Source organism: Spirosoma gilvum (genome assembly GCF_054776815.1).
Window position 1 is genome coordinate 527509 of record NZ_BAAHBH010000005.1, and the last position, 24768, is coordinate 552276.

26 protein-coding genes are annotated in these 24768 nt (G+C 46.1%); 17 read left to right on the top strand and 9 right to left on the bottom strand.

The window, feature by feature from the left end; translation table 11 throughout:
- Positions 1 to 2: 2 nt before the first annotated feature.
- Complete coding sequence (locus ACYVFD_RS16275; protein ID WP_461091293.1) at positions 3 to 554, bottom strand: RNA polymerase sigma factor; 552 nt, start codon at positions 552 to 554, stop codon at positions 3 to 5.
- 314 nt (positions 555 to 868) lie between these two features.
- Positions 869 to 1036 carry a hypothetical protein gene (locus tag ACYVFD_RS16280; protein ID WP_461091294.1) on the bottom strand — a complete coding sequence of 56 codons (168 nt, stop codon included), beginning with the start codon at positions 1034 to 1036 and terminating at the stop codon, positions 869 to 871.
- A gap of 154 nt (positions 1037 to 1190) precedes the next feature.
- Here ACYVFD_RS16280 and ACYVFD_RS16285 point away from each other — a divergent pair, with 154 nt between their 5' ends.
- From ACYVFD_RS16285 to ACYVFD_RS16300, 4 genes are all read left to right on the top strand, one after another.
- Positions 1191 to 2291 carry a carboxylate-amine ligase gene (locus ACYVFD_RS16285; RefSeq protein WP_461091295.1) on the top strand — a complete coding sequence of 367 codons (1101 nt, stop codon included), beginning with the start codon at positions 1191 to 1193 and terminating at the stop codon, positions 2289 to 2291.
- Positions 2292 to 2341: 50 nt separating this feature from the next.
- Positions 2342 to 3178, top strand: coding sequence for a type 1 glutamine amidotransferase (locus ACYVFD_RS16290; protein WP_461091296.1), 837 nt, complete (start codon positions 2342 to 2344; stop codon positions 3176 to 3178).
- Positions 3179 to 3207: 29 nt separating this feature from the next.
- Complete coding sequence (locus ACYVFD_RS16295) at positions 3208 to 4404, top strand: hypothetical protein (RefSeq protein WP_461091297.1); 1197 nt, start codon at positions 3208 to 3210, stop codon at positions 4402 to 4404.
- Between the two features lie 77 nt (positions 4405 to 4481).
- Positions 4482 to 5264 (top strand): glucose 1-dehydrogenase, encoded by a 783-nt coding sequence (locus ACYVFD_RS16300; RefSeq protein WP_461091298.1) that lies wholly within the window; start codon positions 4482 to 4484, stop codon positions 5262 to 5264.
- 50 nt (positions 5265 to 5314) lie between these two features.
- Here ACYVFD_RS16300 and ACYVFD_RS16305 read toward each other — a convergent pair whose 3' ends face one another.
- From ACYVFD_RS16305 to ACYVFD_RS16315, 3 genes are all read right to left on the bottom strand, one after another.
- A complete protein-coding gene (locus ACYVFD_RS16305) occupies positions 5315 to 6106 on the bottom strand; it encodes a hypothetical protein (RefSeq protein WP_461091299.1) in 792 nt (263 codons plus the stop codon).
- Positions 6107 to 6234: 128 nt separating this feature from the next.
- Positions 6235 to 7011 (bottom strand): hypothetical protein, encoded by a 777-nt coding sequence (locus tag ACYVFD_RS16310; protein ID WP_461091300.1) that lies wholly within the window; start codon positions 7009 to 7011, stop codon positions 6235 to 6237.
- Positions 7012 to 7145: 134 nt separating this feature from the next.
- Positions 7146 to 8039: a hypothetical protein gene (locus tag ACYVFD_RS16315; RefSeq protein ID WP_461091301.1), complete on the bottom strand. Its 894-nt coding sequence runs from the start codon at positions 8037 to 8039 to the stop codon at positions 7146 to 7148.
- 110 nt (positions 8040 to 8149) lie between these two features.
- Between ACYVFD_RS16315 and ACYVFD_RS16320 the strand changes: the two genes are divergently transcribed.
- Together ACYVFD_RS16320 and ACYVFD_RS16325 are read left to right on the top strand one after the other, a co-directional pair.
- Positions 8150 to 8665 carry a DinB family protein gene (locus ACYVFD_RS16320; RefSeq protein WP_461091302.1) on the top strand — a complete coding sequence of 172 codons (516 nt, stop codon included), beginning with the start codon at positions 8150 to 8152 and terminating at the stop codon, positions 8663 to 8665.
- 105 nt (positions 8666 to 8770) lie between these two features.
- The gene (locus ACYVFD_RS16325) at positions 8771 to 8962 is read left to right on the top strand and encodes a hypothetical protein (protein ID WP_461091303.1); all 192 of its coding nucleotides are present in this window, start codon (positions 8771 to 8773) and stop codon (positions 8960 to 8962) included.
- A 90-nt stretch (positions 8963 to 9052) separates the two neighbouring features.
- Here ACYVFD_RS16325 and ACYVFD_RS16330 read toward each other — a convergent pair whose 3' ends face one another.
- Together ACYVFD_RS16330 and tilS are read right to left on the bottom strand one after the other, a co-directional pair.
- On the bottom strand, positions 9053 to 11335 hold the full coding sequence (locus ACYVFD_RS16330) for an OmpA family protein (RefSeq protein ID WP_461091304.1): 2283 nt from the start codon (positions 11333 to 11335) through the stop codon (positions 9053 to 9055).
- A 161-nt stretch (positions 11336 to 11496) separates the two neighbouring features.
- The gene (gene tilS, locus ACYVFD_RS16335; protein WP_461091305.1) at positions 11497 to 12834 is read right to left on the bottom strand and encodes a tRNA lysidine(34) synthetase TilS; all 1338 of its coding nucleotides are present in this window, start codon (positions 12832 to 12834) and stop codon (positions 11497 to 11499) included.
- A 33-nt stretch (positions 12835 to 12867) separates the two neighbouring features.
- On the opposite strand from tilS, the gene ACYVFD_RS16340 reads away from it, so the two are divergent.
- From ACYVFD_RS16340 to ACYVFD_RS16390, 11 genes are all read left to right on the top strand, one after another.
- On the top strand, positions 12868 to 14700 hold the full coding sequence (locus ACYVFD_RS16340) for an OstA-like protein (RefSeq protein ID WP_461091306.1): 1833 nt from the start codon (positions 12868 to 12870) through the stop codon (positions 14698 to 14700).
- Between the two features lie 95 nt (positions 14701 to 14795).
- On the top strand, positions 14796 to 15461 hold the full coding sequence (locus tag ACYVFD_RS16345) for a T9SS type A sorting domain-containing protein (protein ID WP_461091307.1): 666 nt from the start codon (positions 14796 to 14798) through the stop codon (positions 15459 to 15461).
- Positions 15462 to 15585: 124 nt separating this feature from the next.
- Complete coding sequence (locus ACYVFD_RS16350; RefSeq protein ID WP_461091309.1) at positions 15586 to 16479, top strand: outer membrane protein assembly factor BamD; 894 nt, start codon at positions 15586 to 15588, stop codon at positions 16477 to 16479.
- Positions 16480 to 16559: 80 nt separating this feature from the next.
- Positions 16560 to 16871 carry a DNA-directed RNA polymerase subunit omega gene (locus tag ACYVFD_RS16355; protein WP_461091310.1) on the top strand — a complete coding sequence of 104 codons (312 nt, stop codon included), beginning with the start codon at positions 16560 to 16562 and terminating at the stop codon, positions 16869 to 16871.
- An 87-nt stretch (positions 16872 to 16958) separates the two neighbouring features.
- On the top strand, positions 16959 to 18197 hold the full coding sequence (gene coaBC, locus ACYVFD_RS16360) for a bifunctional phosphopantothenoylcysteine decarboxylase/phosphopantothenate--cysteine ligase CoaBC (RefSeq protein ID WP_461091312.1): 1239 nt from the start codon (positions 16959 to 16961) through the stop codon (positions 18195 to 18197).
- A gap of 29 nt (positions 18198 to 18226) precedes the next feature.
- A complete protein-coding gene (gene porD, locus ACYVFD_RS16365; protein WP_461091314.1) occupies positions 18227 to 19132 on the top strand; it encodes a type IX secretion system protein PorD in 906 nt (301 codons plus the stop codon).
- Positions 19133 to 19178: 46 nt separating this feature from the next.
- Positions 19179 to 20840 (top strand): DNA repair protein RecN, encoded by a 1662-nt coding sequence (recN, locus tag ACYVFD_RS16370; RefSeq protein ID WP_461091316.1) that lies wholly within the window; start codon positions 19179 to 19181, stop codon positions 20838 to 20840.
- A 78-nt stretch (positions 20841 to 20918) separates the two neighbouring features.
- Entirely contained in the window at positions 20919 to 21374 is a 456-nt protein-coding gene (locus tag ACYVFD_RS16375; RefSeq protein ID WP_461091318.1) for a viral A-type inclusion protein, read from the top strand.
- A complete protein-coding gene (locus ACYVFD_RS16380; RefSeq protein ID WP_461091320.1) occupies positions 21340 to 22011 on the top strand; it encodes an SCO family protein in 672 nt (223 codons plus the stop codon). Before ACYVFD_RS16375 ends, ACYVFD_RS16380 begins: the two co-directional genes overlap by 35 nt.
- Positions 22008 to 22427, top strand: a complete 420-nt coding sequence (locus tag ACYVFD_RS16385) for a c-type cytochrome (protein WP_461091322.1) — start codon at positions 22008 to 22010, stop codon at positions 22425 to 22427. Before ACYVFD_RS16380 ends, ACYVFD_RS16385 begins: the two co-directional genes overlap by 4 nt.
- Before the next feature lie 62 nt (positions 22428 to 22489).
- Positions 22490 to 22903: a hypothetical protein gene (locus ACYVFD_RS16390; protein WP_461091324.1), complete on the top strand. Its 414-nt coding sequence runs from the start codon at positions 22490 to 22492 to the stop codon at positions 22901 to 22903.
- 4 nt (positions 22904 to 22907) lie between these two features.
- Here ACYVFD_RS16390 and lptC read toward each other — a convergent pair whose 3' ends face one another.
- Both lptC and ACYVFD_RS16400 read right to left on the bottom strand, forming a co-directional pair.
- Positions 22908 to 23402 carry an LPS export ABC transporter periplasmic protein LptC gene (gene lptC / locus ACYVFD_RS16395; RefSeq protein WP_461091325.1) on the bottom strand — a complete coding sequence of 165 codons (495 nt, stop codon included), beginning with the start codon at positions 23400 to 23402 and terminating at the stop codon, positions 22908 to 22910.
- A gap of 111 nt (positions 23403 to 23513) precedes the next feature.
- Positions 23514 to 24743 carry a hypothetical protein gene (locus tag ACYVFD_RS16400; protein ID WP_461091349.1) on the bottom strand — a complete coding sequence of 410 codons (1230 nt, stop codon included), beginning with the start codon at positions 24741 to 24743 and terminating at the stop codon, positions 23514 to 23516.
- Positions 24744 to 24768: the final 25 nt, after the last annotated feature.

A 24768-nucleotide genomic window follows, 5' to 3' on the forward strand; every position in this document is an offset into this window, starting at 1 on the left:
TCTTAGAGGTTGTTAAGTTCGTCGTAAAGGGTTTGTAGTCGCTTCCGTAAGTGCTGAACGGCGTAACGTTTTCGCGAAATAATGGTTTTCAGATTTTCGCCGGTTTCATCGGCTATTTCCTGCAAGGTACGGTCTTCCAGTTCGTTCTGAACAAATACAGTTCGCTGGTTTTCGGGTAGTTCGTCCAGTGCCCGCATGAGTTCTTCCCAGAAAATATCCTTAAAAAACTGATCTTCAGGCGTTCGGGCATCGGCCAGCAGAATCTCCCGAAAACTAACCTCCCCTTCATCGTCTTCGATCATCAGATCCGACAGCGGGTCTTCCTTCTTTTTTCGGTATCCGTCGGTTATCCGGTTGCGGGCCACCTGATAGAGCCAGCCGCTAATGCTTTCGATAGCATCCAGATCAACGACCCGGCTAAGCTGATACCAAACGTCCTGCAAAATATCTTCGGCATCTTCATCCGAACGCACCTGCCCACGGATAAACCGCGACAGCCGACTCCCGTACTCTCTGACGGTTCTAATAATGGTACGTTTGGGTCGTTCAGCCATAAATGGATGCCTTAGGGTTTCTCCCCATCCTGACCCGATGTCAGGCGGTCGAAGGCTTCAAAGATTCTGACTTTATTAGGGTTATTAAAACTGTCTAAAATTTAAAATAAAGCCGAAAACAGGAGCTTTTTGTCATTCCGACGAAGGAGGAATCTAAATATTTCCCTACTCTCAAGTGAGTATAATTTGAGATTCCTCCTTCGTCGGAATGACAAAAACGCACTCAAACTAAATATCAGACAGTCTGTGGGAAACCAAATATATCTCGCCTGAGAGACTTGTAATATGACAATCTTTGAAAAGTCACTTGACGTTTATTCACGAAGTTTAGCTAAAGCAGCCTGTAGTTTATAATTTGTTTTAAACTCTTCCTCCATACTCTTTTGAGTAGCGCGTTTGCGGGCCACCATCTGACGAGCCCAGGCAACCGCCCGTTCGTTGCTGGCTCCGTTACTTTGTTCAGGGTGTGTATCCTCTACCATAATTTCACTGCTTTAAGTCACCAAATCTATTTGTATTCGCCCAACAAAAAAAACGGGCAGTCTGTGCCAACCTTAGCGAAGCAATCGAAAAACTAGTATCTTACCTCATCGTTTCTCCACAAAACGAGACAGTCATTTCTAACCCACAGCACCAATGCCCGTATTCACCCTCGGTATCGAAGAAGAATTCCAAACCATTGATCCCAACACCGGCGAGTTACGTTCGCACATGTCGAAGATTGTCGACGGTGGTCAGATTGTCCTTCAGGAGCGCGTTAAGGCCGAAATGCACCAGGCCGTCGTTGAAGTCGGCACCAATATCTGCAACAATATTCAGGATGCCCTTCAGGAGGTGACATACCTCCGAAAAATGATCATCGAACTGGCCGAGAAGCAAAATCTGAAAATTGCAGCCGCCGGTACGCACCCTTTCTCCGACTGGCAGGACCAACTCATTACACCCAACGAACGATACGATCGGCTGATTGATGAAATGCGGGATGTAGCTCGTTCCAATCTGATTTTTGGGCTGCACGTTCACGTGGGAATCGAAAGCCGGAATGAAGGTATTCAGATCATGAACGCCGTGCGGTATTTCCTTCCCCACATTTATGCCTTATCGACCAACTCACCGTTCTGGCGGGGGCGCAATACAGGGTTCAAGTCGTATCGGTCCAAAGTATTCGATAAGTTTCCGCGCACAGGGATTCCCGATTTCTTTTCATCGGCTGCCGAATACGACGAGTACATCAACCTGCTGGTGAAAACGGGCTGTATCGACAACGGCAAAAAAATCTGGTGGGACATCCGGCTCCATCCGTTTTTCAACACCATCGAATTCCGAATCTGCGACGTACCCATGCGGGTCGATGAAACCATCTGCCTGGCCGCTATTATGCAGGCACTGGTTGCCAAAATTTACAAACTACACAAGCAAAACCTGAATTTCCGTCCCTACCGACGTATTCTGATCAACGAAAACAAATGGCGGGCAGCCCGTTACGGTATCGAAGGAAAATTAATCGATTTCGGCAAACAGGAAGAAGTCCCGACTCACCAACTTATTCACGAATTGCTTAATTTTATTGATGACGTGGTGGATGAACTGGGATCTCGGGCGGAGTGCGAATATGTGTTGAAGATCCTGGAAATGGGCACCGGAGCCGACCGCCAACTGGCCGTTTTCCAACAGACGAATAGCCTGAAAAGTGTCGTTGATTATATTGTCGAGGAAACTTCTTTCGGCATACAGTAGTTATTTTCTGAACCACCGTCAACAACTAACTAACTGCAATACAACCACCTATGAACTTAGTAAAAATTGCCGTTCTGGATATGAATAACAGCCATGCCAACGAAGGTATGCGCTGTATTCTGCACGCGATCCGGAACATACAAGGCAGTGAACCGGTAGAACTCGCGTTTGATATTTTTGATGTTCGCTCGAAGGACGAAGTCCCCGATCTGGAATACGACATTTATATTTCGTCGGGCGGTCCAGGAAGTCCGCTAGCCTCACCCGATGAGTGGGAAGCCCGCTATTTCGAGCTTATTGACCAGATTATCGACTGGAACAAGCACAACGAGCGAAAGAAGTATGTATTCCTGATTTGCCACTCGTTCCAACTGATTGTCCGGCACCTTGATTTAGGTTTACTAAGTCGTCGAAAATCGACCTCCTTTGGTATTTTCCCCGTTCATAAAACGGACGAAGGGCTTGAAGAAGCCCTGTTGGAAGGTTTACCTGACCCATTCTTCGCCGTCGACTCACGCGATTTTCAGATTACGGAACCTAATATGGAACGGCTGGAAGAAATGGGAGCCAGCATTTTGTGTCTGGAAAAAATCCGACCGCATGTCTTGCTCGAACGCGCTGTGATGGCCATTCGCTTTTCACCCGAAATTATTGGTACTCAATTCCACCCCGAGGCCGACAATGAAGGGATGCTACGGTATTTTCTACAGGACGAAAAGCGAAACCATATTGTGCTGAATTTTGGACAGGAGAAGTACGACGCGATGGTGTCTTATCTTCAGGACCCCGACAAAATTGCCCTGACAGAATCCATCATTTTACCGGGTTTCTTACGGCAGGCTATTCAGGATTTAACAACCCACGTTGAAGAAACACAAGCCGTTTAATTGATCGTTTTGCCATTCCTGTTGGATGTATGATTCAGTCTGTTCGCCAAGCTTACAATAAAGCCTTTAGCCCGGAGCAATACCGGGCTTTTTTAGCCCAAATAGATGCCGACTTACCCGGCCAGCTCGACTTCCGCGTTGCCGAAACGCCCGTCTTTGTTCCGAAAGTACTAACCGATAAACTGCTGAACGTCTGCAACGATATCATTGACGTAATTACCCGCGATGATTTCAAAGCACTGACCGAAAAAGCCATTCCAGACGGCCAGCGTGTCCCGAACGAGGACGATCATACGCAGTTTCTGGCCGTCGACTTTGCTGTCTGTCACGACGAACAGGGAGAACTAACCCCACAGCTTATTGAGTTGCAGGGGTTTCCATCGCTGTATGGTTTTCAGCCGTATGTAGCCAGTTTATTTCGGAGTTTTTATCCAATTCCCGATACACTCTCGCATCTGTTTACAGTTTCCGACAATGCTGAGTATCTGGAACGACTCCGTCAGTTGCTGGTGGGTGAGTACAAACCCGAAGAAGTTATTTTGCTGGAAATCTATCCCGAAAAGCAAAAAACACGCATCGACTTCGTACTGACCAAAAAACACACAGGTGTTGGAGCAGTTTGTCTGACCAAAATTCGGAAAGAAGGCCGGGCGTTGTATTACGAAAAAGACGGGCGCCAGATCCAAATCAAGCGCATTTATAATCGGCTCATTTTCGATGATTTACAGAATTTTCCTGATCTAAAAACGGACTTTCACCTCACCGATGATGTAGATGTAGAGTGGGTTGGTCATCCGAACTGGTTTTTCCGCATCAGCAAATACACCCTTCCCCTGCTGAAGAGTCCTTACATTCCAACAAGTTATTACCTCTCGGATCTGACCGAATACCCAGCCGATCTGGAAAATTACGTGCTGAAACCCTTGTTTTCATTTGCAGGTAGTGGCGTCAAGCTGAACATTACGCAAGCCGATCTCGACGCTATTCCAGCCGACCAGCGCGATGGATACCTACTCCAGCGCAAGGTAAAATACGAACCGGTCATTCAATCACCGGACGGGCTTGTCAAATGCGAAATCCGCATGCTATTCATCTGGCCCAAAGCCGACTCGAAACCAACGCTCATCACCAACCTTAGTCGACTGAGCCGTGGTGAAATGATTGGCGTCAACTTCAATAAAAATAAAGATTGGGTTGGCGGCTCGGTTTGTTTTTTTGAAAAGTAATTCTTCAAATTTGTTTCAGGTTGGCGGAGGCATGCTGTACGAGCATTTGTTAACCTGAAACTACCTTCTAAACCCTTATGGAAACCCCACTCACTGCCGAGAAAGCCTTGTTTGATTTGACAAACAAAGTTGCCATCATTACTGGAGCCAGCAAAGGTATTGGCGAGGACATAGCCCGTGTATTTGCCCGTTTTGGTGCCAAAGTCATCGTCAGCAGCCGGAAGCAGGAAGCCTGCGATGCACTTGCGGATGACATTCGGGCGCAGGGGGGTGAAGCAACGGGCATTGCTGCCCATGTAGGCGACCCCGAACAGCTTAAGCAATTGGTTGAAAAAACCTTGGCTATCTATGGTAGTATCGATATTCTGGTGAACAACGCGGCTTCCAATCCGGTTTTTGGCCCTGCGCTTGAATGCGATGGTGGCGCCTTCGACAAGATCATGCAGGCCAATGTGAAGGCTCCGTTTGAGCTTAGTAAGCTTTGTTACCCAAGCATGAAAGAGCGGGGCGGTGGCAGTGTGATTATGATCAGCAGTATTGCCGGCCATACGCCCGACCCCGGCTTGGGTATCTACAGCGTCAGTAAAGCCTCGCTGAACATGCTTACCAAAGTACTGGCAAAAGAATGGGGAACGGATGGTATTCGGGTCAACGCCATTTGCCCCGGCCTGATCAAAACCAAGTTCAGTCAGACACTCTGGCAAAACGAAGCGATTCTGGCCCGCTTTACCAAACACATCCCCATTGCCCGGATGGGTACCACCGACGAAATCAGCCCGTTGGCACTGTTTTTAGCCTCGAATGCGTCATCGTATAGTACAGGAAGTTTGTTTTATGCAGACGGGGGGACGGTGATTTAACATATGTCAAGCGTGGTCAAAAATGGTAAAGTATAGTTTAATAGGCCCATTCAGTACGGCTCATATTCATAGGTGACTTCATAAGCCCCATCACGGTGTGTAGCCTTTACCAGCAAACCATTGGCATCATACGTGTAGCGTTCGTTACTTAGCAAAACATTATTTTGGCTAAAGGCTCTTAAATCGTCATACGAGTCGAAATTTTCGCCGGAATAGAAGCTTCCATACACTAACCCTTTGAGAAGATTGGGCTTATCATCATATTGAAAGGTTTCTGTATATACTCCTCCCACTGCTTGTCTACGGACAGTATTACCGTTTTCATAACCATAGTAAATATACGAATATTGGGCTCGTCCCGATGAGGGAGGTCCAACACTAATAATTGTGACTCGATTTGGCACTTTAGCTCCATCATCATAATCGAGATCCCACTCACCATAGAATTTAACAAAGGCATTACGCTCACTCACCTGTTCTTCATAAATAGTGCCCAGATTACCGTTAGGTAGATAATAATATAAGTACCGCCTTGTAGTAATGTATTCACCAATCGTATAAAGTATATCATAGGAGGTCGCTTTATATTGGCTCTCTATTTGTTCTAGTTTTCCTTCACTGTCATAGTAAAATACTTTTCTACCTCCCGTTGGAGTTGTAATACTATCTATTCGTCCATTAGTTGAATAGTTAAATATAAACGAGTCATTTTTATAAATACTTTTATAGTTAACTTTCTTGATCCGAAACGGTTGTGCTGTGGGTATCTGGTCTGTTTTACAAGACACTAGCATTAGCATTAAAACTAAACCAGAAAACCAATACAAGTGAACAGTTTTCATAAATAAGTAAGTGATTTAAACCGTACATATTGATCAAACACAGAACGATTTGAGTAAAGTAAATACAAGAATCGGTTCTGAATTAACTATTCGGAACCGATTCTTGCTATGTTTGGTAAAATCATCAATTAATAGGGCTCGTATTCAAACTTGGTAATATAATTCCCGAAACCAGATACAGCTAAAGTACCTTTTGTAAGTAAGCCATTTGAATCATACGTATATACCTGGTTAGGCGCAATGATGTTATTAGCGCTAAAAATAGTATAACTGGGAGGCCCAGTAATTAAGCCATAAAAAGGATTAGATTTATTATCATAGTTGAAGGTCAATGTTGCGAGTCCAGATAAATTATCATTTCTGTCTACTTTAACCACGTTACCTCCAATGTACGTATACTGCTCTACCCATTGGTTAGCACCGATGGTATAACTCACTTTACTTGGCAACTTAGCCGCGTTGTACTCTAGTAGATATTGATCAATCAGAACTGGAGAGGCAGGATTTGCCAGATCATACCGTTTTACCTGTGTGATGACACCATTTTTATCATACTCATAGCTATAATTTTGAAAAGGTACCCATTGAGTAGCTCCGTTTGATGATGGTAGCTGCATTTCTGCCTTTAGTATTTTCCCCTGTCCATCATACGTCATAACAGTCTTGGAATTCTGAACGGCAGAAGAATTACCTTTAACTGAAAACTGATCAATACTGGCTAATAATCCATTGTTCGTATAGGTATAAATGGAATATGAATAATCTGTTGCATTCTCATAACCTACTGTAACTTTCTTTATTCGAAACTTTGAGCCTGGAGCTTGTGGAATTCTGTGATCCTGGCAGGCTGAGAAACTAACCAACAGAGCTAAAACCCCCAACCAAGTGTTAAGTGTGAGACGCATATAATGTGCAAGTGTAAATAGTTGTGAATACGGCGGCAATATTAAACCAATTAACTCATTATGACAATTTTATATACTTAAATATATATTAATACTTTTTTTACAGGTATTATCTTCTAAAAATTCATATTCTCCTAATACTCCTCATATTCATAATTGATGAAAAAATAAAAATTCCTATTGTTTTCATTTCCTATACGCTTTATTAGTAATCCCTGATCGTTATAAATGAGTCGTTGATTATCAATCAGCAAGTTATTCCTGGCTAAGAGGTAAATATTGGTTATGTATCCATTTCTAAGTCCGCTTCCCCATAGAGTACCGGCCCAAAATCCATACGTAAGCTCACGTATACCACTCCGAAAATAGAGACTAAAGTATGGATTAACCTGCGCGTCGTAACTTAGCTTAATAGTATCAATATTAGTAGCCAGAAGGCTATCAGTAGTAGAGAAATTTGACTCAACGATGTTACCATCCTTCCAGATATACTTATACTGGTCGATGTAAGGTGAAACAGCTTTGTTCTTCTCATATATTTCTTTAATTGGCTGGTGGTCATAGTTGTATGTAAAGGTACTCTGAGCCACGAATGGTAGAGGGCTTGGAGGTTGCTTTCCAACTACAACCTGAGCACCGTAGGCCTTTATTAGGGTCATATCCCCTTTTGTATCATAACTGAACTCTGTTTGAGCAACTTCATAATAAATATAACTTCCAACGTGTGTAATTTTTGTTGTGCATTTTATCAAACGATGATGAGCATCATACGTCAATACTCCACTAGCTGTATCCAATTTACCGTAGTAATTATCTTGAGTAACCATGGTAAAACTTGCTACATTGCCCCGGCCGTTATACGAATAGGTTGTCGTTTGTAAACGTCCCCGACTTAGGCCAACACCAAATTGTTCTACTTCTTTCTTGAGCCGAAATCTTGGCCCTGTTGGCAAATCATCATCTTTGCAGGAAAAGAAAAGAACCAAACTTACCAAAATAAGCAAGCAGCGTATAAAAGTTATTTTCATAAACGCACTTATAATTGATTGACTAAGCTAATGCAGACACCAGCCTTGGACGAGTAGAAAAAATAGTAGTCACTATCTACTAATCATCATACGTTATAACGACATTATCTATGAAACCACCTATTGAAACGCGTGAAGTGTGGCTTCGTGGGCCACTTCCCGATATGCCTCCCCTACTCCAGCCTATCGCTCATGCGCTAATGCAGGCGCGGGAGGAAATACAGGCTCTCATGCAGGATTTTCCCGAACCATTGCTTTGGGAACGACCCGCTAATGTTGCCTCTGTCGGCTATCATCTGCAACACCTGACGGGTGTACTAGACCGGCTCCTTACCTATGCGCGTGCCGAAACTCTTTCGACCGACCAGTTAGCAGCCTTAGCCGCCGAAGGAAAGCCATCAGCTCCCGTACCGACCGTTCAGAAGTTGGTAGAACAATTTAATGAGCAGGTTGACCGGGCGCTTGCTCAGCTTCGAGAAACGAAGGAAGAAACGTTAACCGACGTGCGGGGTGTTGGACGATCACAATTACCTTCGACCGTCATCGGTTTATTCACACACGCAGCGGAGCATACCATGCGGCATGTGGGACAATTGTCTGTTACAGCACGGGTTATAACAGTTTAAGGCGTTTTTAAGTTATTCTTTATCGGTACTTCATCTGAGTGACCGACTTTCAGCCGAAAAGCCTGCCACACGGTGGGTTTATTCACTAAAACCATTCTTAAACTTATGAAAACGTCCGTTTGGGCTGCCTGCGTGGTAGCCGCCCTTTGCATGAACACGGCTTTTGCCACTCCTTCACAGGATAAACCCGTTACCAAAACCACATCGACCACAATGGTAAAGAAAACGACTCCAGTAAAGTCAAAAGCAATGACCAAGTCGGTTCATAAAAAACACGTAAAGCATAGCACAGAATAGGCAAACAAAAACGAAAAAGCAGTCCAGCATCGATGCTGGACTGCTTTTTCGTTTGTAAGGCGGATGGAAACCCGCGATTTTTTAACTGACTTATTGCACAGACAAAATTTTGAACTCCGTGCGTCGGTTTTGCTGATGCTCGTTTTCTGAGCAATTTACCCCATCGACGCAACCATTCAGAATTTCCGACTCCCCATAGCCGCGAGCCACAAGTCGATTCGCCGTAACTCCCCTCGATACCAGATAATCCATAGCAGCCCGGGCGCGGTTTTCCGACAAACGCAAGTTGTAGGCATCCGTAGCGCGGGCATCTGTATGCGACCGAAGTTCAATCTGCATTTGCGGGTATTCTTTCAGGATGGCCAAAACGTGGTCAAGCTCGTGGGCTGCATCGGCACGGATAAAGAACTTGTTCAGGTCGTAGTAGATGTTTTTAAGCTGGAATACATCACCCACTCCATACAGGCCCAGCGAGTCGGTAACCACTTTGGATTTCCGCTTGGTTTTGCTATACTGAGCCTTCTTGGTAGCATACCGATCCTTTTGGGCTGTAATGGTGTAAGGTGCATTCGGTTTTACATCGAATTCATAACCACCATCTGGGCCCGTCATTACGGTCTGCTCTGTTTTATCTTTCTCGTTCCGAAGCGTTACCCGAACACCTTTGGCAGGCTGCTGATCCACCTCCGTTTTGATTACGCCTTTAACCAGCGTATTTTCCGACCGTTCGAGATAAATCGACACATTCATGACTGGCTTAGGCGACTGGGTCAGGGTTGAGAACCGGACGCTGTTCATAGCATAGCCTTCTTTAATCGCCTTGAATTCGTATTCGGTGTTTGTATCGACACACAAATCTGTTTTGCCCTGCATGTCGGTCACCCGAAGATCCTGATTCACGCCATTCCGCAGGATTCGAACATCGGCATTTTCGAGGGGTGTATTTGTTTTAGCGTCATACACCAGAATGTTAAGCTGTTTACAGGTACGCCGGAACGAATAAATGTCGTCGTCGCTCACTCCTTTTTTCCGGTTGCTGCTTACATAACCCGACGTCCGGTTTTTATCAGTAATAAACCCGAAATCGTCTTTTTCTGAGTTGATCGGTGCACCTACATTCTGAACGCCCTTATACGCTACTCCATCTTTAAGTTCAGCTACAAATACGTCCAGGCCACCCAGTCCTTCGTGGCCATCGGAGGAGAAGTACAGGTTATCGCCTTCGGCCACAAAAGGAAACATCTCATTCCCTTCGGTATTGATCTCTTTACCCATATTTACGGGGGTCCCCCACTGGCCGTTGTTAAACTCAACAACATAAATATCGGTACCACCATATCCGCCCGGCATATCCGAAGCAAAGTACATTTTTGTGTTATCAGGCGAGAACGCCGGGTGTCCTACTGAGTACTCGTTACTATTGAACGGCAGTTCCTGAATCTCGACCCACTTCCCGTTGCGATTCACGGAAGAATACAATTTTAATTTCCGTACACCATCCGAACTTTTTCCGGCTTTCCCCTTGCTGGTGTTGTTTCGGGTGAAGACGATAAAGTTCTGATCTTTAGTGAAGGTCATAGGACCCTCGTGGTATTTCGTATTGATCGTTCGGCTAAAAATTTCCGTTTTGCTTAATTTGGTTTGTTCGGTAGCCGGGTCGGCAGCACCGGGTTTGGCATCACTACCACCACCCAGCACGGCAGAGCTTCCAGGCCGCATTAATTCCGCTCCCGGCACTCGAAGCTGGTTGGTGTCCGGATGAAAATACAGATCCAGAAAAGGTGTCTGGTTCCAGTTGAAAACCCGTTTCAATACCCCCGATTCATCACGTGCCGATACGAAAACCAACCCGTTTTTGTAATACATCGGACTAAAATCGGCCTGTCGTGAGTTGATCGGCAAACTATACATCCGGTACGACGATGAATCCTGGTAGAACCGGTTCATATCCATATAAGACACCGTAAAACGACGTCCACGAAGGTCCTGCGACTGTTTCTCGCCGTATTGGCTGTACATTTTCTGCGAATCCCGGTATTTGCCATTAGCCGCCAGCGCCTGCGCGTAATAGAGATAAACTTCGCTGTCGAGTTCGGTATAATCTTTTACCAGTTCGCCATAGACTCGCTCAGCGTTTCGGGTATCCTGTAGTTTACGGTAGCTGTAGCCTAATTTAATTAGGGCTTCACGAGTTTCGGCGGGGTCTTTCTTCCGGTCGGCCCGCAGAAAATCCTCATACGCTCGCACTGCGCTGACATAACTAAGATTATCGAACTGCTTATTAGCCGCTCGTAGCCGCGCACTTTGTGCCTGAGCAGTCAGGCTCCAGAAGGCCAGTCCTGCAATAATGAGGACCTGTACAATTCGGTTCATGGTGTTAGTACATTAATAGAAACTTTGGGCTCGACCGAAAGCTATCAAATAGAGTGCCAACTTTTTTGTAACTCGTTAAAACCTATCGTAAAACGAACTACTTTTTTACTCTATAATGTAAAAATACAATTTACTATAGCTAGTATTTAGTAATAATTATTTCACTGATCGATTAATATCCGTACAATTTTTGCGGTTTCAGGTACGATTCGAAACCGGTGGTCAATTCGCCGGCCAATCACCCAGGCGATTTCGTTACCAGCCAATAGCACCATGGCCTGTTCCCGTTCGGAGCGAGTCAGTTTATGATCATTTAGAAAATCACTAACCAATTTATGCCCCTTTAGACCCAACGGCCGAAATCGGTCACCTTGTCGCCACAGTCGAATCGTAATCGGAAAGGTTATCTTATCCGCATCCAGACTGGCAACGATTGACATCGAGGGCGGGCGGAAATCGGCGGGTTTGGTCTCTACTGTAAACGTGAGCTTTTTACTATCTGGAAGGAGCAACGGTTCATTGGGCCATTCGGTCAGGACAAGTTCGTAGCTAGGCTGTCCAGATAACGGTTCAAGAAGTAATCCTGCTCGCTCATGCGCCACCCGATGGGTACTGGACGTAAATACCTGCCCAACCTCCTGACCAAGCGATTCAACCATTTGCGTAACCTGAGCTTCCGTAAAGCCAAACGGCTTGAGCCACTCAGCCAGTCGAAACGGTAGTTCAGTCAAACCCATCAATTTAGTCGTTGGCAACAACGTGTTTTCCCCCTGTTGCACAGCCATTTCCTGCCAGGACCGACTTAGTTCAGCTTTCATCAACTCCTCAGCCGACCGAAGTCGGTCCACCGTTCGGGGCAACGTTTGCCACAAGGCTGGGTTTATCCCGGTTAGTACAGGCACCACATGATGGCGAATCCGATTGCGGGCGTACTTATCCTCCGGATTGGAACTGTCTTCCCGAAAGCTCAGCTTCTGTTCAGTCAAATAAGCGGCCAGTCGGTCACGAGTCGCGAACAAAAGTGGGCGCACTACATCATTCTGCCTGTTGGCAATACCGTGCAATCCAGCCAGCCCTGTCCCTCGGGTCAGATTGAGCAATAGCGTTTCGAGCACATCGTTCTGATGGTGCGCTGTGGCTACGCAGGCATACGAAAACTGCCGAAGCAAGTCTGCAAACCAGGCATAACGGAGCTCCCGAGCTGCCATCTGAATCGAAATACCTTGCTCGTTCGCAAACGTAGTGGTATCGAAGGTGGTTAGGTGAAACGGAACCCCATAGTGCTCCGCCTTGTTTTTTACAAAAAGGGCATCGGCATCGGATTCTTCACCGCGTAATCCAAAGTTAACGTGGGCAATAGCGAATGGCTGGTGAATGCGATGGAACAGTTCGGCCATCACCATTGAGTCCAGACCACCGCTTACTGCCAGCAGTACCCGGTCGGTCGGGGTAAACAGGCGATTGCCGTTAATAAATGCTAAAAAATCCTGTTCCAACATCCGGTGTCGGCCCAATGCCGTAGTTTTGTCAATATGATTCGTTTGTTTGTTCGCTTACTGGTTCTGGCTCTCGGGCTCAGTTTACTCGCACCGTCGATTAGCGTTCTGGCGCAGGGAACGCCATCACCTGCTGGTGCTGGCGACAAAGTGGAGCTGTACCATGCTGATAGTCTGGTTGTACTGAACGTACCGGGTCAGGTGGTTCGGAAGCTGCATAATAACGTTCGGCTACGCCATAAAGGTGTCCTGATGTACTGCAACCTGGCCGTTCAGAACGTAACGACGAATATAATTGAGGCATACGGAAATGTCCGACTCATTCAGGGCGATACCATCTCGGTCAAAGGAGATACCATGTTTTATTATGGCAATACCCGTCAGGCCAACATGCGGGGACGCGTAACCATGCGTGACCGTAAAATGACGCTGAACACCGCTCAGCTCGATTATGACATGGCTTCGGGAATTGCCCACTACCCTACTCCCGGTCGCATTGTTGATAAAGAAAACAAATTGACCAGCCGGGAAGGCTACTACGACACACGCACCAAACTATTTACCTTTCGCCAGAACGTTCGATTAGTCAACACCAAAGGTACACTGGTAGCCGATTCGTTGCTATATAACTCTACATCACGCATTGCAACATTCCAGGGACCAACGCGCATTACCAACAAAGACGGTGTCTTAATGGCCATTGCTGGTCAATATAACACCACAACCGGCATTTCTAACTTCGAACACAGAGCTACCGTCGAAACGCCAAAATACCGACTGACTGGCGACTCACTGTATTACGACAACGCAACGGAATTAGGCATTGCCAAAGGGAAAGTCGTTATGGTGGCTAAAGACCAGAAAGCGGTTGTTCTGGGCGATCATGTTCGTTACAATGGTAAAGCAGGTATTTCGCGTGTAACAGGCCATGCTGTAGCAAAAAGCGTAGGCAGTGAAACCTCAAAAGACACCTTGTTCTTACGAGCCGACACGCTGTTTTTATTTGATAATAAAGTAACAAATACACGTCGTTTGCTGGCTCATAAAAACGTTTTTATCTACAAATCTGACTTGCAAAGCAAATGCGATTCGCTTATTTACGACACGGCTGATTCGACAATTTATTTCTATAAAAAGCCGATTGTCTGGAGCCAGAATAAATACCAGATGGAAGCCGATTCGATGCGGGCGTTGCTTAAAAATAACAAAATCAATACAATGTTCTTAAAAACAAAATCCTTCGTGATTTCGCTGGATACGCTGAAGGATTATAATCAGATAAAAGGGCGTACGATCACCGCTTACTTTACCACAAAACTGGTTTCGACCGATACGCTTACCGATGCGCCGGAGACGCCAAAAAAAGGCCCAAAAATTACTGTAAAAGCTACTGGTCCGGGAAATAATTCAGTCGTTGCAACGAATGCCCCGCCTAAAGGCGTATCTGATAAAAAGAGTACATTACCTTCGTCAAAAACGGCAACGCTTCAGGAACAGACCTCCCTGGAGCGAGTGATCGTAGATGGCAATGGGCAAAGCATTTATTACGCACTCAACGAGCAAAATAAAATGATTGGGTTGAATCATGTTGAATGCAGTAAAATGAACATCGAATTCAATGATAATAAAGTGGGTCGAATTCGATTTTATGGGCATCCCGATTCAAAATTGATTCCGCCCAAAGAGATTACCGGTGAGGTGCAGGAACTTGATGGTTTTCGTTGGCGTGATGCCGAAAAGCCAACCAAGAATCAGGTTTTGTGGCTTGAAGCACCGCCCAAAGAGACCCCAGCGGTAAAAAAACCATTAAAAAATAAGGGTCAAATTAAACCTTTAGCTCAAAAATTGGTTCAAAAGGCTAATAATTGACCGTTTTAACAATTTTTTAGACGATACCCCGTTGACTTTGTCTTTTGCGGTGAATAGGTTTGTGGTGAATACGTGTGTACCCGAAATAGACTTTCATGAAACAATTTATACTTATTGGTGTATTGATGGGCTTGCTAACGGCAACGATCCCAATCAGGGCGCAGGTAGCGCTCCGGGATTCGGATGCTCGAAAAGGAAGCCGACTCGAACTGGGTCGAACATCGTCACCAGCGAAAACCAGTTCGACCCGGTTGCCATCGCAGCGTTTTTCGATGGTTCCTAATCCAGCTTTGTCAGGGCTTGATCGGTCGATAACGCTGAACAAAAACAGTGCGATTAACGAGCATTACCGGTCGCTGCTACTGCCAAAGTCAGGCTCTAAAACTACCGTTCGGACAGCCTCAACCGAAAGCACACCAGCTTCTTCGGCCGAACTTCGGGTAGCCGCTTCTCAGGAAATAAAAGCCGATAGCCGGTTGTTCAACAACGAGAAGCTTTGGGTTTCGAACGCGTATCCGAACCCGGCCGACGATGTTGCCGAACTCGATTATCAGTTCACCGGAAACGGCTCGGAAGCAAAATTAGCGCTGCTCAATATTCTGGGTTCGCCCGTGGCTGGCTATGAGCAGATTGAACTGGAACCCGGCAACCGAAAAGTTCGAATCGTGACTCGTCCGCTGGATACGGGCTACTATTTGTACCAACTCACGGTCGATGGTAAGAAAGTGGCAACCAAGCGGTTACTCGTTCGGCATCAGTAAATCAATTCAGCATTTGTTAAAATAATCTAAACGGCTGCGTCTGTGGGTTATTTTTGGCACTATCTCAGGCTGTACCGTCGTTAAAACGGTGTAGCCTGTATTTTTTTTGTATCTTTGCACTCATATGCAACAACGTCATTTCGGTAAGGTTCTGCTAGGTATTTGCGTCGTGTTTTTGTTGGGTTCGTGTAGCCCGTTCGCAAAATTGCAGAAAAGTGGTAGCGACGATCAGAAGTACAAAGGCGCTCTTGAATATTATGCCAAACGCGACTGGTATCGGGCTGGTTTGCTGTTTGAAGAACTGATCCCGGTCCTGAAAGGAAGCAACGAATCGGAGATGGCGCAGTTTTATTACGCCTATACCCAGTTCCATCAGCAACAATACCTGCTCGGCGCCACGCTGTTCAAGAAGTTTTACGAAACCTTCGCCAGGTCCGACTACGCTCAGGAGGCTATGTATATGTACGCGTACTCGCTGTATAAAGACACACCTTCCTTTAACCTCGACCAGTCGAATACACTGACCGCGACATCAGCTCTACAAGACTTTATCAACGCCTATCCCGATAGTAAATATAAAGATGATGCCACCAAGCAAATTTTGGAACTGCGGGGTAAACTAGAGCGGAAAGCGTACGAAAAAGCACTGCTTTATTACAAAACCAGTGGGTTTAACATTGCAGCTTACAAATCGGCCGTTGTAGCGATCAACAATTTTCAGAAAGATTTTCCTGATTCAGAATACAACGAAGAGTTAGCGTTCAAAAAAGTTGATGCCGAGTTCAGTTTAGCCCAAAACAGCCTGGAAACGAAGCAGAAGGAACGTTATCAGGAAGCAATTAGTTATCATCAGGCATTCATCGATAAGTACCCGAACAGCAAATACATCAAGCAGTCGGAGAAAATGTACGAAACCAGCCAGAAAGAAATTGAGCGCCTGGACAAGCTGGAACAGGAGCGCGAAAAAGAAAGAGAACGACTGAAAAATCAACCCGCTAAAGTAACAGCGGCTAATTAACTAGTTTACGGTCTTCGGCGTCAGCTACCCTAACGACGGCCCGGCGTAAACCGAAGATCATAAACCGCAAACAAGTAGCTATGGCAACCAATCAATCTATCATTACCCGCAATAACGATAAAATTGCGGCCCATACTGGTAACCTCTACGAATCCGTATCGATCATTTCGAAACGCGCCCGGCAGATTGCGTCCAAAAATAAAGAGGAACTGAGCAACAAACTGTCGGAGTTCGTGTCGGCGGTAGATAACCTCGAAGAAGTGTTCGAAAACCGGGAGCAGATCGAAATCTCGAAGTTCTACGAGCGGATGCCGAAACCAACGTCCATCGCTACCGACGAGTTTCTGGAAGGAAAAGTCTACTGGCGTTATAACGACGAGCCTCAGCAATAAGGGAATTATCTCGTCTGTTTTTCAAGACCGCATGGTAGATTTGCCGTGCGGTTTTCCTATTTATACTTAGATCGACTTCCTGAATTTATGTCAGTTGCAGGCAAACGAATTCTCCTAGGCGTAACAGGTAGTATTTCAGCTTATAAATCAGCTCTGCTGGTAAGGCTTCTCGTAAAAGCTGGGGCCGACGTGCAGGTAGTTATGACCGAGTCGGCTAAATCATTTATTACCCCTCTCACGCTGGCTACCCTGTCGAAACGGCCTGTTTTGTCAGCCTTTGTCAATTCGGAATCAGGCCAATCGGGCGATGGCAGTTGGAACAATCATGTCGAGCTAGGTTTGTGGGCCGATGCTATAGTTATTGCGCCTGCCTCGGCGCGTACGCTGGCCCGTTGTGCCGCCGGCCTCTGCGATGATCTACTGTTGGCCGTTTATCTATCGGCCCGTTGCCCGGTATTTTTTGCACCGGCCATGGACGTGGATATGTACCATCATCCGTCAACCGTTGAAAACCTGCGTCGGCTCGAATCATTTGGCAATCATATTATCCATGCCGAACACGGTGAATTGGCCAGCGGTTTAGTTGGCGAAGGACGATTAGCCGAACCCGAAACCATTATGCAGGTGCTGATTGAGTTTTGGCGCGGAGCAGGGAGCCAGGAGCACAAAGTCTTACAAGGCAAAAAAGTACTGGTGACAGCTGGACCTACACAGGAGCCTATTGACCCGGTTCGCTATATCAGCAATCACTCGACTGGCAAAATGGGATATGCGATTGCCAAAGCTTTTGCTACGGCGGGGGCTGACGTTACTTTAGTCAGTGGTCCGACGGCTTTAGCTATCCCATCACCAGGTATTCAGCGTATTCCGGTACGATCGGCCCAGGAAATGTTTGAAGCTACCCAGTCGGTTTTCCCTGAAGCCGATATTGTGATATTGAGTGCTGCCGTAGCTGATTATACCCCTGCTCACCCCGCCGATAAGAAGATAAAAAAGAAAGAAGCTACATTCTCCATTGAGCTGACCAAAACAATCGACATTGCGGCTACACTCGGCGCCCAAAAGCAAGCGGGTCAATTGATGATGGGGTTTGCCCTCGAAACCGACAACGAAGTAGAGAATGCAATAAAGAAGCTTCACGCTAAGAATTTAGACTGGATTGTGTTAAATTCACTACGCGATCCGGGTGCCGGTTTCGGGCACGATACGAATAAAATTACCGTTATTGACAAAGACGATCAAACCCACGAATTTGCACTCAAATCGAAAGATGAGGTGGCTCATGATCTTGTCAACCTGGTAATCGAAAAACTTAAAACTCTGTGAATCTCCAGAAATTTACAGAGCAATCCAGTATGAAAATAATCAGAGTTTTATTGGTGCTGAGTTGTCTGGCTGGTTCGGCGCAGGCTCAGGAATTGAACTGCCAGGTGACGATCAACTCCGACCAGTTGTTTGCCCAGCAGAAAACGGACTTCTCCTATGTCAATCAGTTGAAGGGCATCATCACAGAGTTCATGAACAACCGGCGCTGGAGTAATGACCAGTTTGCCGTGAATGAACGAATTAACTGCTCAATCAATATCAATCTGGTTAAATCATTGACGCAGGGCGTCTTTGAAGCCACCGCCCAAATCATAGCGACGCGCCCTGTTTATGGTACCAACTACGAAACAACTATTTTCAGCTACGTAGACCGCGCCTTCAACTTTGTTTATCTACCTACAACGCCGGTTTATTTTCGGGAAAATCAGTTTTCTGACGACTTAACATCATTGCTGGCATTTTATGCCAATGTCATCCTCGCTGTTGATTATGATACCTTCAGCAAAGAAGGAGGGACACCATTTATTCAACGTGCCTATACCATTACCAACCTGGCTCAACAAGGATCGCCAAACGGAGCCTGGCAGGCCGGTGGCGACCGACGTAATCGGTACTGGCTTGTGGAAAATATGCAAAATCAACAACTGATCCCATTCCGGGATGGCATGTACACCTATCACCGACAGGGCCTGGATGTATTTGCTGCAAATCCCGTTCAGGTTCGTAAGCAGACACTCGATTTACTGACAACGATCCGAACAATTGGGCTACAACTCCCGAACTCGGTGCTACTCAACTCATTTTTTGACGCTAAGTCGGAAGAGCTGTATAATATTTTATTTGAAGGCACATCCACCGAACGCCAGAAAGCCTTTGATTTGTTATCTTATTTAGATCCAGCGAAAACTGAAAAATACCGAAAACTGGTGCAATGACCCTATATGATCACGGCAACTGTCCACTGTTAACTTCTCATAGATTTTGCTTTCGCATTTACTAATAAAAAATTACGCACTGATCGAGGAACTCGAACTCACGCCCGATCGTGAGTTGAACATCATCACGGGCGAAACCGGGGCTGGTAAGTCGATCATGTTAGGTGCTATCGGTCTCCTGCTGGGCAATCGGGCCGATACACGCGTACTCTACAACCCTGAGCAGAAATGCGTTATCGAAGGCACGTTTGGTGTATCGGGCTATGCAATCGAACGCATTTTCGACGAAGAAGAGCTTGACTATTCCAGTACCTGCATTGTTCGTCGGGAGATCGGTGTGAGTGGAAAATCGCGGGCCTTTGTCAACGATACGCCTGTTAATCTGGAAACGCTTCGGCGCGTAACGAGCCAGATGATGGACATTCACTCGCAGCACGATTCGGTACTGCTGGGTTCGAACGAATATCAACTTGAGATTGTCGATACATACGCCCAAAACGACAATCTACTTCGAGCCTATCGCGCTGATTATCAATTATACCGAACGAAGCGATCCGCCTACGATCAGCTTCAGTCCGAAGCCTCAGCCATGCGCAAAGAGTTCGACTACAACAACTTTTTGTACGAAGAACTTGTCAAAGCCCAACTCCAGCCCGACGAGCAGGAAGCGCTCGAACAGGAGCTAACGATTCTCGAAAACGCGGAAGAGATCAAGGAACGGCTGCAATTGGCTTACGAATACCTCGACAATGCGGAGCAGTCGGTAATCAATTACCTGAAAGGTGCAGTTAGTAACTTGGCTTACATCAGCAAATTGTCGGATCAGTACGAGCAGTTACAGAACCGGGCTCAAAGCAGCCTGATTGAATTGCGGGATCTGGCCGACGAAATCAGTACCGAACAGGATGGCGTAGAGGTCGATGACACCCGTGCTGAAACCATTCGCGAACGGCTGAACATGATTTATCAGCTCCAGACCAAACATCAGGTAAAGGATGTAGACGGGCTTATAGCTCTTCGAAATGAGCTGGAAAAGAAAGTAAGCAAAGTGTTGAATCTGGACGATGCACTGGCGAATGCCAAAGCACAGGCATCAGCCGCCTATGCCCAGCTTCAGATCAGTGCCGAAGCCTTATCGGAATCCAGAAAAGCCGTTTTGCCATCCATCGAGACCGAAATTGGCAGTCTATTGCATGATCTGGGTATGCCCAATGCATCGCTCAAAATCGACGCTGAAACGACCAAAGCCTCGCCAACGGGCGTCGACACAATTTCGTTTTTGTTCAGTGCGAATAAAGGAGTAAAACCACAGCAACTGAAAAATGTAGCTTCGGGTGGGGAGTTTTCACGGCTTATGATGGCCATTAAGTATATTCTGGCCAGTAAGCGGTCGTTACCCACCATTGTATTCGACGAAATCGATACCGGTGTATCAGGCGAAATTGCAATCAAAATGGGTAATATGATGCGGGATATGGCTCGCAGTCACCAGATCATTGCCATCTCGCACCTCCACCAGATTGCAGGCCAGGGAACAGCGCATTACTTTGTGTATAAAGACCATTCGTCCGATAAAACAGTCAGCCGGATCAAAAAACTGACTCAGGAAGAGCGAATTGCCGAAATTGCTCAGATGATCGGCGGTAAAAACCCATCGGCCAGCGCCCTAAAAAATGCCCGCGAAATCTTGAAACAACGACAGAATTGATGTATGATATAGGATGTATGATGGCTCACAACCAGTCAAATACATCCTATATCATACATCATACATTCAACAATACCCATGCATACATCTACACGTACCCTCGCCGTTCTGTTAACCGTTTGTGGCGCTTTCTGGGCCTGTAATTCGGGCGAAGAAACTGTCAAAAAGACCGAAAACGAAGTACTGGCCATTCATGATGAGGTGATGCCGAAAATCGACGACATCATGAAGTTGAAGAAACAACTGAAACAACGCATTGTCTCACTCGATAGTCTGAAAGCCAGCGGCTCGGCGGCTGCTACCTTACGGACTGACGAGGAAAAAGAGCAAGCCAGCCGCCTTGTTACTGACCTTACTATCGCCGACAGTCTGATGATGGGCTGGATGTCGCACTATAACGGTGATACCCTTTCTAAACTTTCTTCCGAAGAAGCGCTGAATTATCTGGCGGCTCAAAAAGATCAAATTACCGATGTCAAGAAACGTGTTACAACCAGTATTGAGCAATCTCGCCAGTTTTTGGGAAAACCATAAAGTATGGGCAGGCTTACCTGCCCTTGTTGTATTAGTATGGAGTTGTGGTGCGTCTACCGATGATAAACTTCCCATTCTGGGCCAGCGGGAAGTAGTCACAAAAGTGGTAAACGGCAAAACCGTAACCGACTCCGTCGATCATACGGTGCCCGACTTCAAATTTGTCAGTCAGTATGGCGATACGGTCACGGCCAAAAATCTGGACGGCAAAATCTACGTCGCCGATTTCTTCTTTACGACCTGCCCGACCATTTGCCCTAAAATGAAGGTGCAACTGAAGCGGGTGTACGAAAAGTTTAAGGGCAATCCAGATGTCATGCTCTTATCACATACCATCGATCCGGCGCATGATTCGGTGGCTGTTTTGAAAGAGTTCGCTCAGAATCTGGGCGTTACGGGTCAGCAGTGGCTATTTGTAACGGGCGACCGCGAAAAAATCTACGACATCGGCCAAAATAGCTATATGGTTACGGCTCAACAAGATTCGTCGGCACCGGGTGGCGTGGTACACAGTGGAGCCTTCATTCTGGTCGATAAGCAGAAACGCATTCGGGGTATTTACGACGGCACTACCGAAGAAGGTGTGGATAAATTAATGGCCGATATGGAGCGACTGTTGGCCGAATACAAATCATGATCCGATTAGCTGGCTTTTTAGCGATTAGTACGGTGGTTGCTTTCTTCCTTTCCTGTCAAAGTGACGAAGAAATTAAGCGGCAACGATACATTACGGAAGGCATTCTGATTTATAAAAATAATTGTGCCAACTGCCACCAACCGAAAGGCGAAGGATTAGCCGAACTTTACCCTCCTATTGCCAAGTCCGATTATCTGGCCAATAAGAACAACGTCATTTGTTTGATGCGGTATGGTCAGCAGGGAAAAATAGTGGTAAATGGCAAATCATATAATCGCCCAATGCCGCCACAACCGCAACTCAGCGATCTGGAAATAGCCGAGTTAGCCACCTACATGTACAACGAGTGGGGCAACGAAACCAAAGTGACGGATGTAAAGACCGTTGCGCCGATTTTAAAGAAGTGTAAAAAATAAGCGTTCATTTTGCCATTATATACTGTGCGCCGTCAATAGCATCTGATCAAATGGTAAATGTTATGAAAGAAGAAATAGATTTTGAACACAACATAAGTACTACAATTTCCGGAGAAAATTTCTCTCCCCGGAAATTACTTTCTATCACATCCTTACCCTTGGAAAAATGCATTGAAAAAGGAGAAGTAGTGGCCCGAAAAAGTATTAATAAAGTTTATGAATATGGTTCTGCCCAGCTAAGCATTTTAACCAACTCTCATTCCAAACGAATTGATGAGTTCGATGAATTACTGGATAGGCTGGTCACTAATTACGATGCCATTAAAGAATGTGGTGGCACTGACATTAGTATTTGGGTAGCAATTTTTCGGTCAACTCAGGGGAATTTTGGGCTTACAGGAGCGCAAATTCAGAAGATAGCCGCTTTTAAAGGCACATTTGCTATTACCTATTATAGAGAAGAATCTAATCCCTAACCTATTAAATTCCCGCATTGACGTTGAATACGCCGGTTACTTTACGGATGGCGTATTTGGTAAAGTCCTGATTGGCATCTAAGCCTATGCCGTTGAGTTTTTCGCCCGTTTGCTGGCTGAGTACGGTTACAGGTTTATCGGTATAAACCTTCTTGGTTACAGGGCTCCAGGTCAGTTCGGGAGTGAGGAGCTTTTCCTGCTTCTGCTTGTTGAGCACCTCTACATGCCCAATAACGACATAAATATCCTTCGCCTTGTCGTAACGACCCGAGTCAGACCGAACGGTGGTTACTTCCTCACCAGAGGGCCCATAAAACACAATATGGATAGGTTTTGGATACTGACGATTATCGTTGACGTAGCGAAGCTGTTTGGCCGTGGTTAATTTCACTTTGAGCATAGCGGCTTCGCTATACAACAACTTTACGTCATTAATTTCCTCAATAGGGCCGCTATAAGGTTCTACTTTCTTCGCCTGCTTCGGATCTCCGCAAGCCATCAGAAGACATGTACAATGAATAATGAATAATGAATAACGAACAGCTTTCGCGAGTCGTCCAGACTTCATTATCCCTCGTTCATTGTACATTATGCATTGTGCATTACTCATTTAATCAATTACTGGTTTGCGGAACCACCAGTCGTTCAGGGAGAAGCCCAGCGCAATCCGGACATAACGCTCCCGAATCTGATTGGCCGTCAATACACCCCGCTGACCTGCTACTACGGATACACTCACATGGTTTACCAGATAAGAACCAAGTGGCAACGATACCCCAAGGCTACCGTTTACATCATTAATTTTTAACCCCCCGATCAGATAAGGCATCTGATTGTACTGAAAACCAGCCCGGTAGGTAACTAAATCCCAGTACTTGTTCGATGCCGGTTTGGGTGTATATTCGACCCCAGCCGCAACTGTCATAGTGTTGTGCAGATTGCCTGCCTTATTGTCCGATGTGCGGTAATCGCTCCACTGCTGCATGCCTACATCAACGCCTACCAACAAGGAGTTTCCCTTCTCAATACTGATACCGAAGTTCATCTGATTGGGCAGAATGGCCTTCCCAGTCGAGTTGAGTCGGAGTGTATCTGGTGCATTAATCGCTAATTGGTCAGTTGTTGTCTGCTGGTAAATATCGGTCTGCTGCGCTTTTACACCGGTTTGAGGCTCGTAGGTGGCACCCAGATTTAACGTCCAGGTATCGCTTAGCTTTGGCCGCCAGGCACCGCCCAATTTAAAGACAACATCGCTATAGGTAACCCGATTCAGGCGATTGACCAATACATCGGTGCTACCCGTAAAAACACGGGAATTGGACGAATAGGTAATATTTCCGAACAGGAACGAAGCCTCAGCGCCTACAAAAATATTTTTTAACAACCGAACTCCGTTGGAGAATGAAGCCTTATTTAATCCCCCTCGACCGGTATATGTATATTGAGTTGAATAAACGGAGCCTGGTACTGTCGACAATTGCTGTGTGTTGTAGTTCACGTACGAATACGGCTTCAAGCTGATTGCCATATTCCAGCGTGAGTTAGCCGGGAACGCCAGCGCCAGGTATCCAAGGTTACCAGCCGTGTTGTTCTGATTCCGCAATTCATTGCTGATATTCTGGCTAAGCCCTTTCGACTCACCTAATAGTCCAACTTCAAATACCGTGAAACGAGTCCGACGAGCCAGCAAAGCCGGGTTTTGCAGGTTCATATAGAATGCGCTGGCATTACTGACCCCTACTCCACCCATGCCCATGTTTGTCACATGAGCGGGACTGTATAATTCGCCAATCCCCATAGCCGAATAGGGTGAATTCCCCAATCCCTGCGCCAAAACCATTGGCGACGTTGCGGCAACGGCCAGC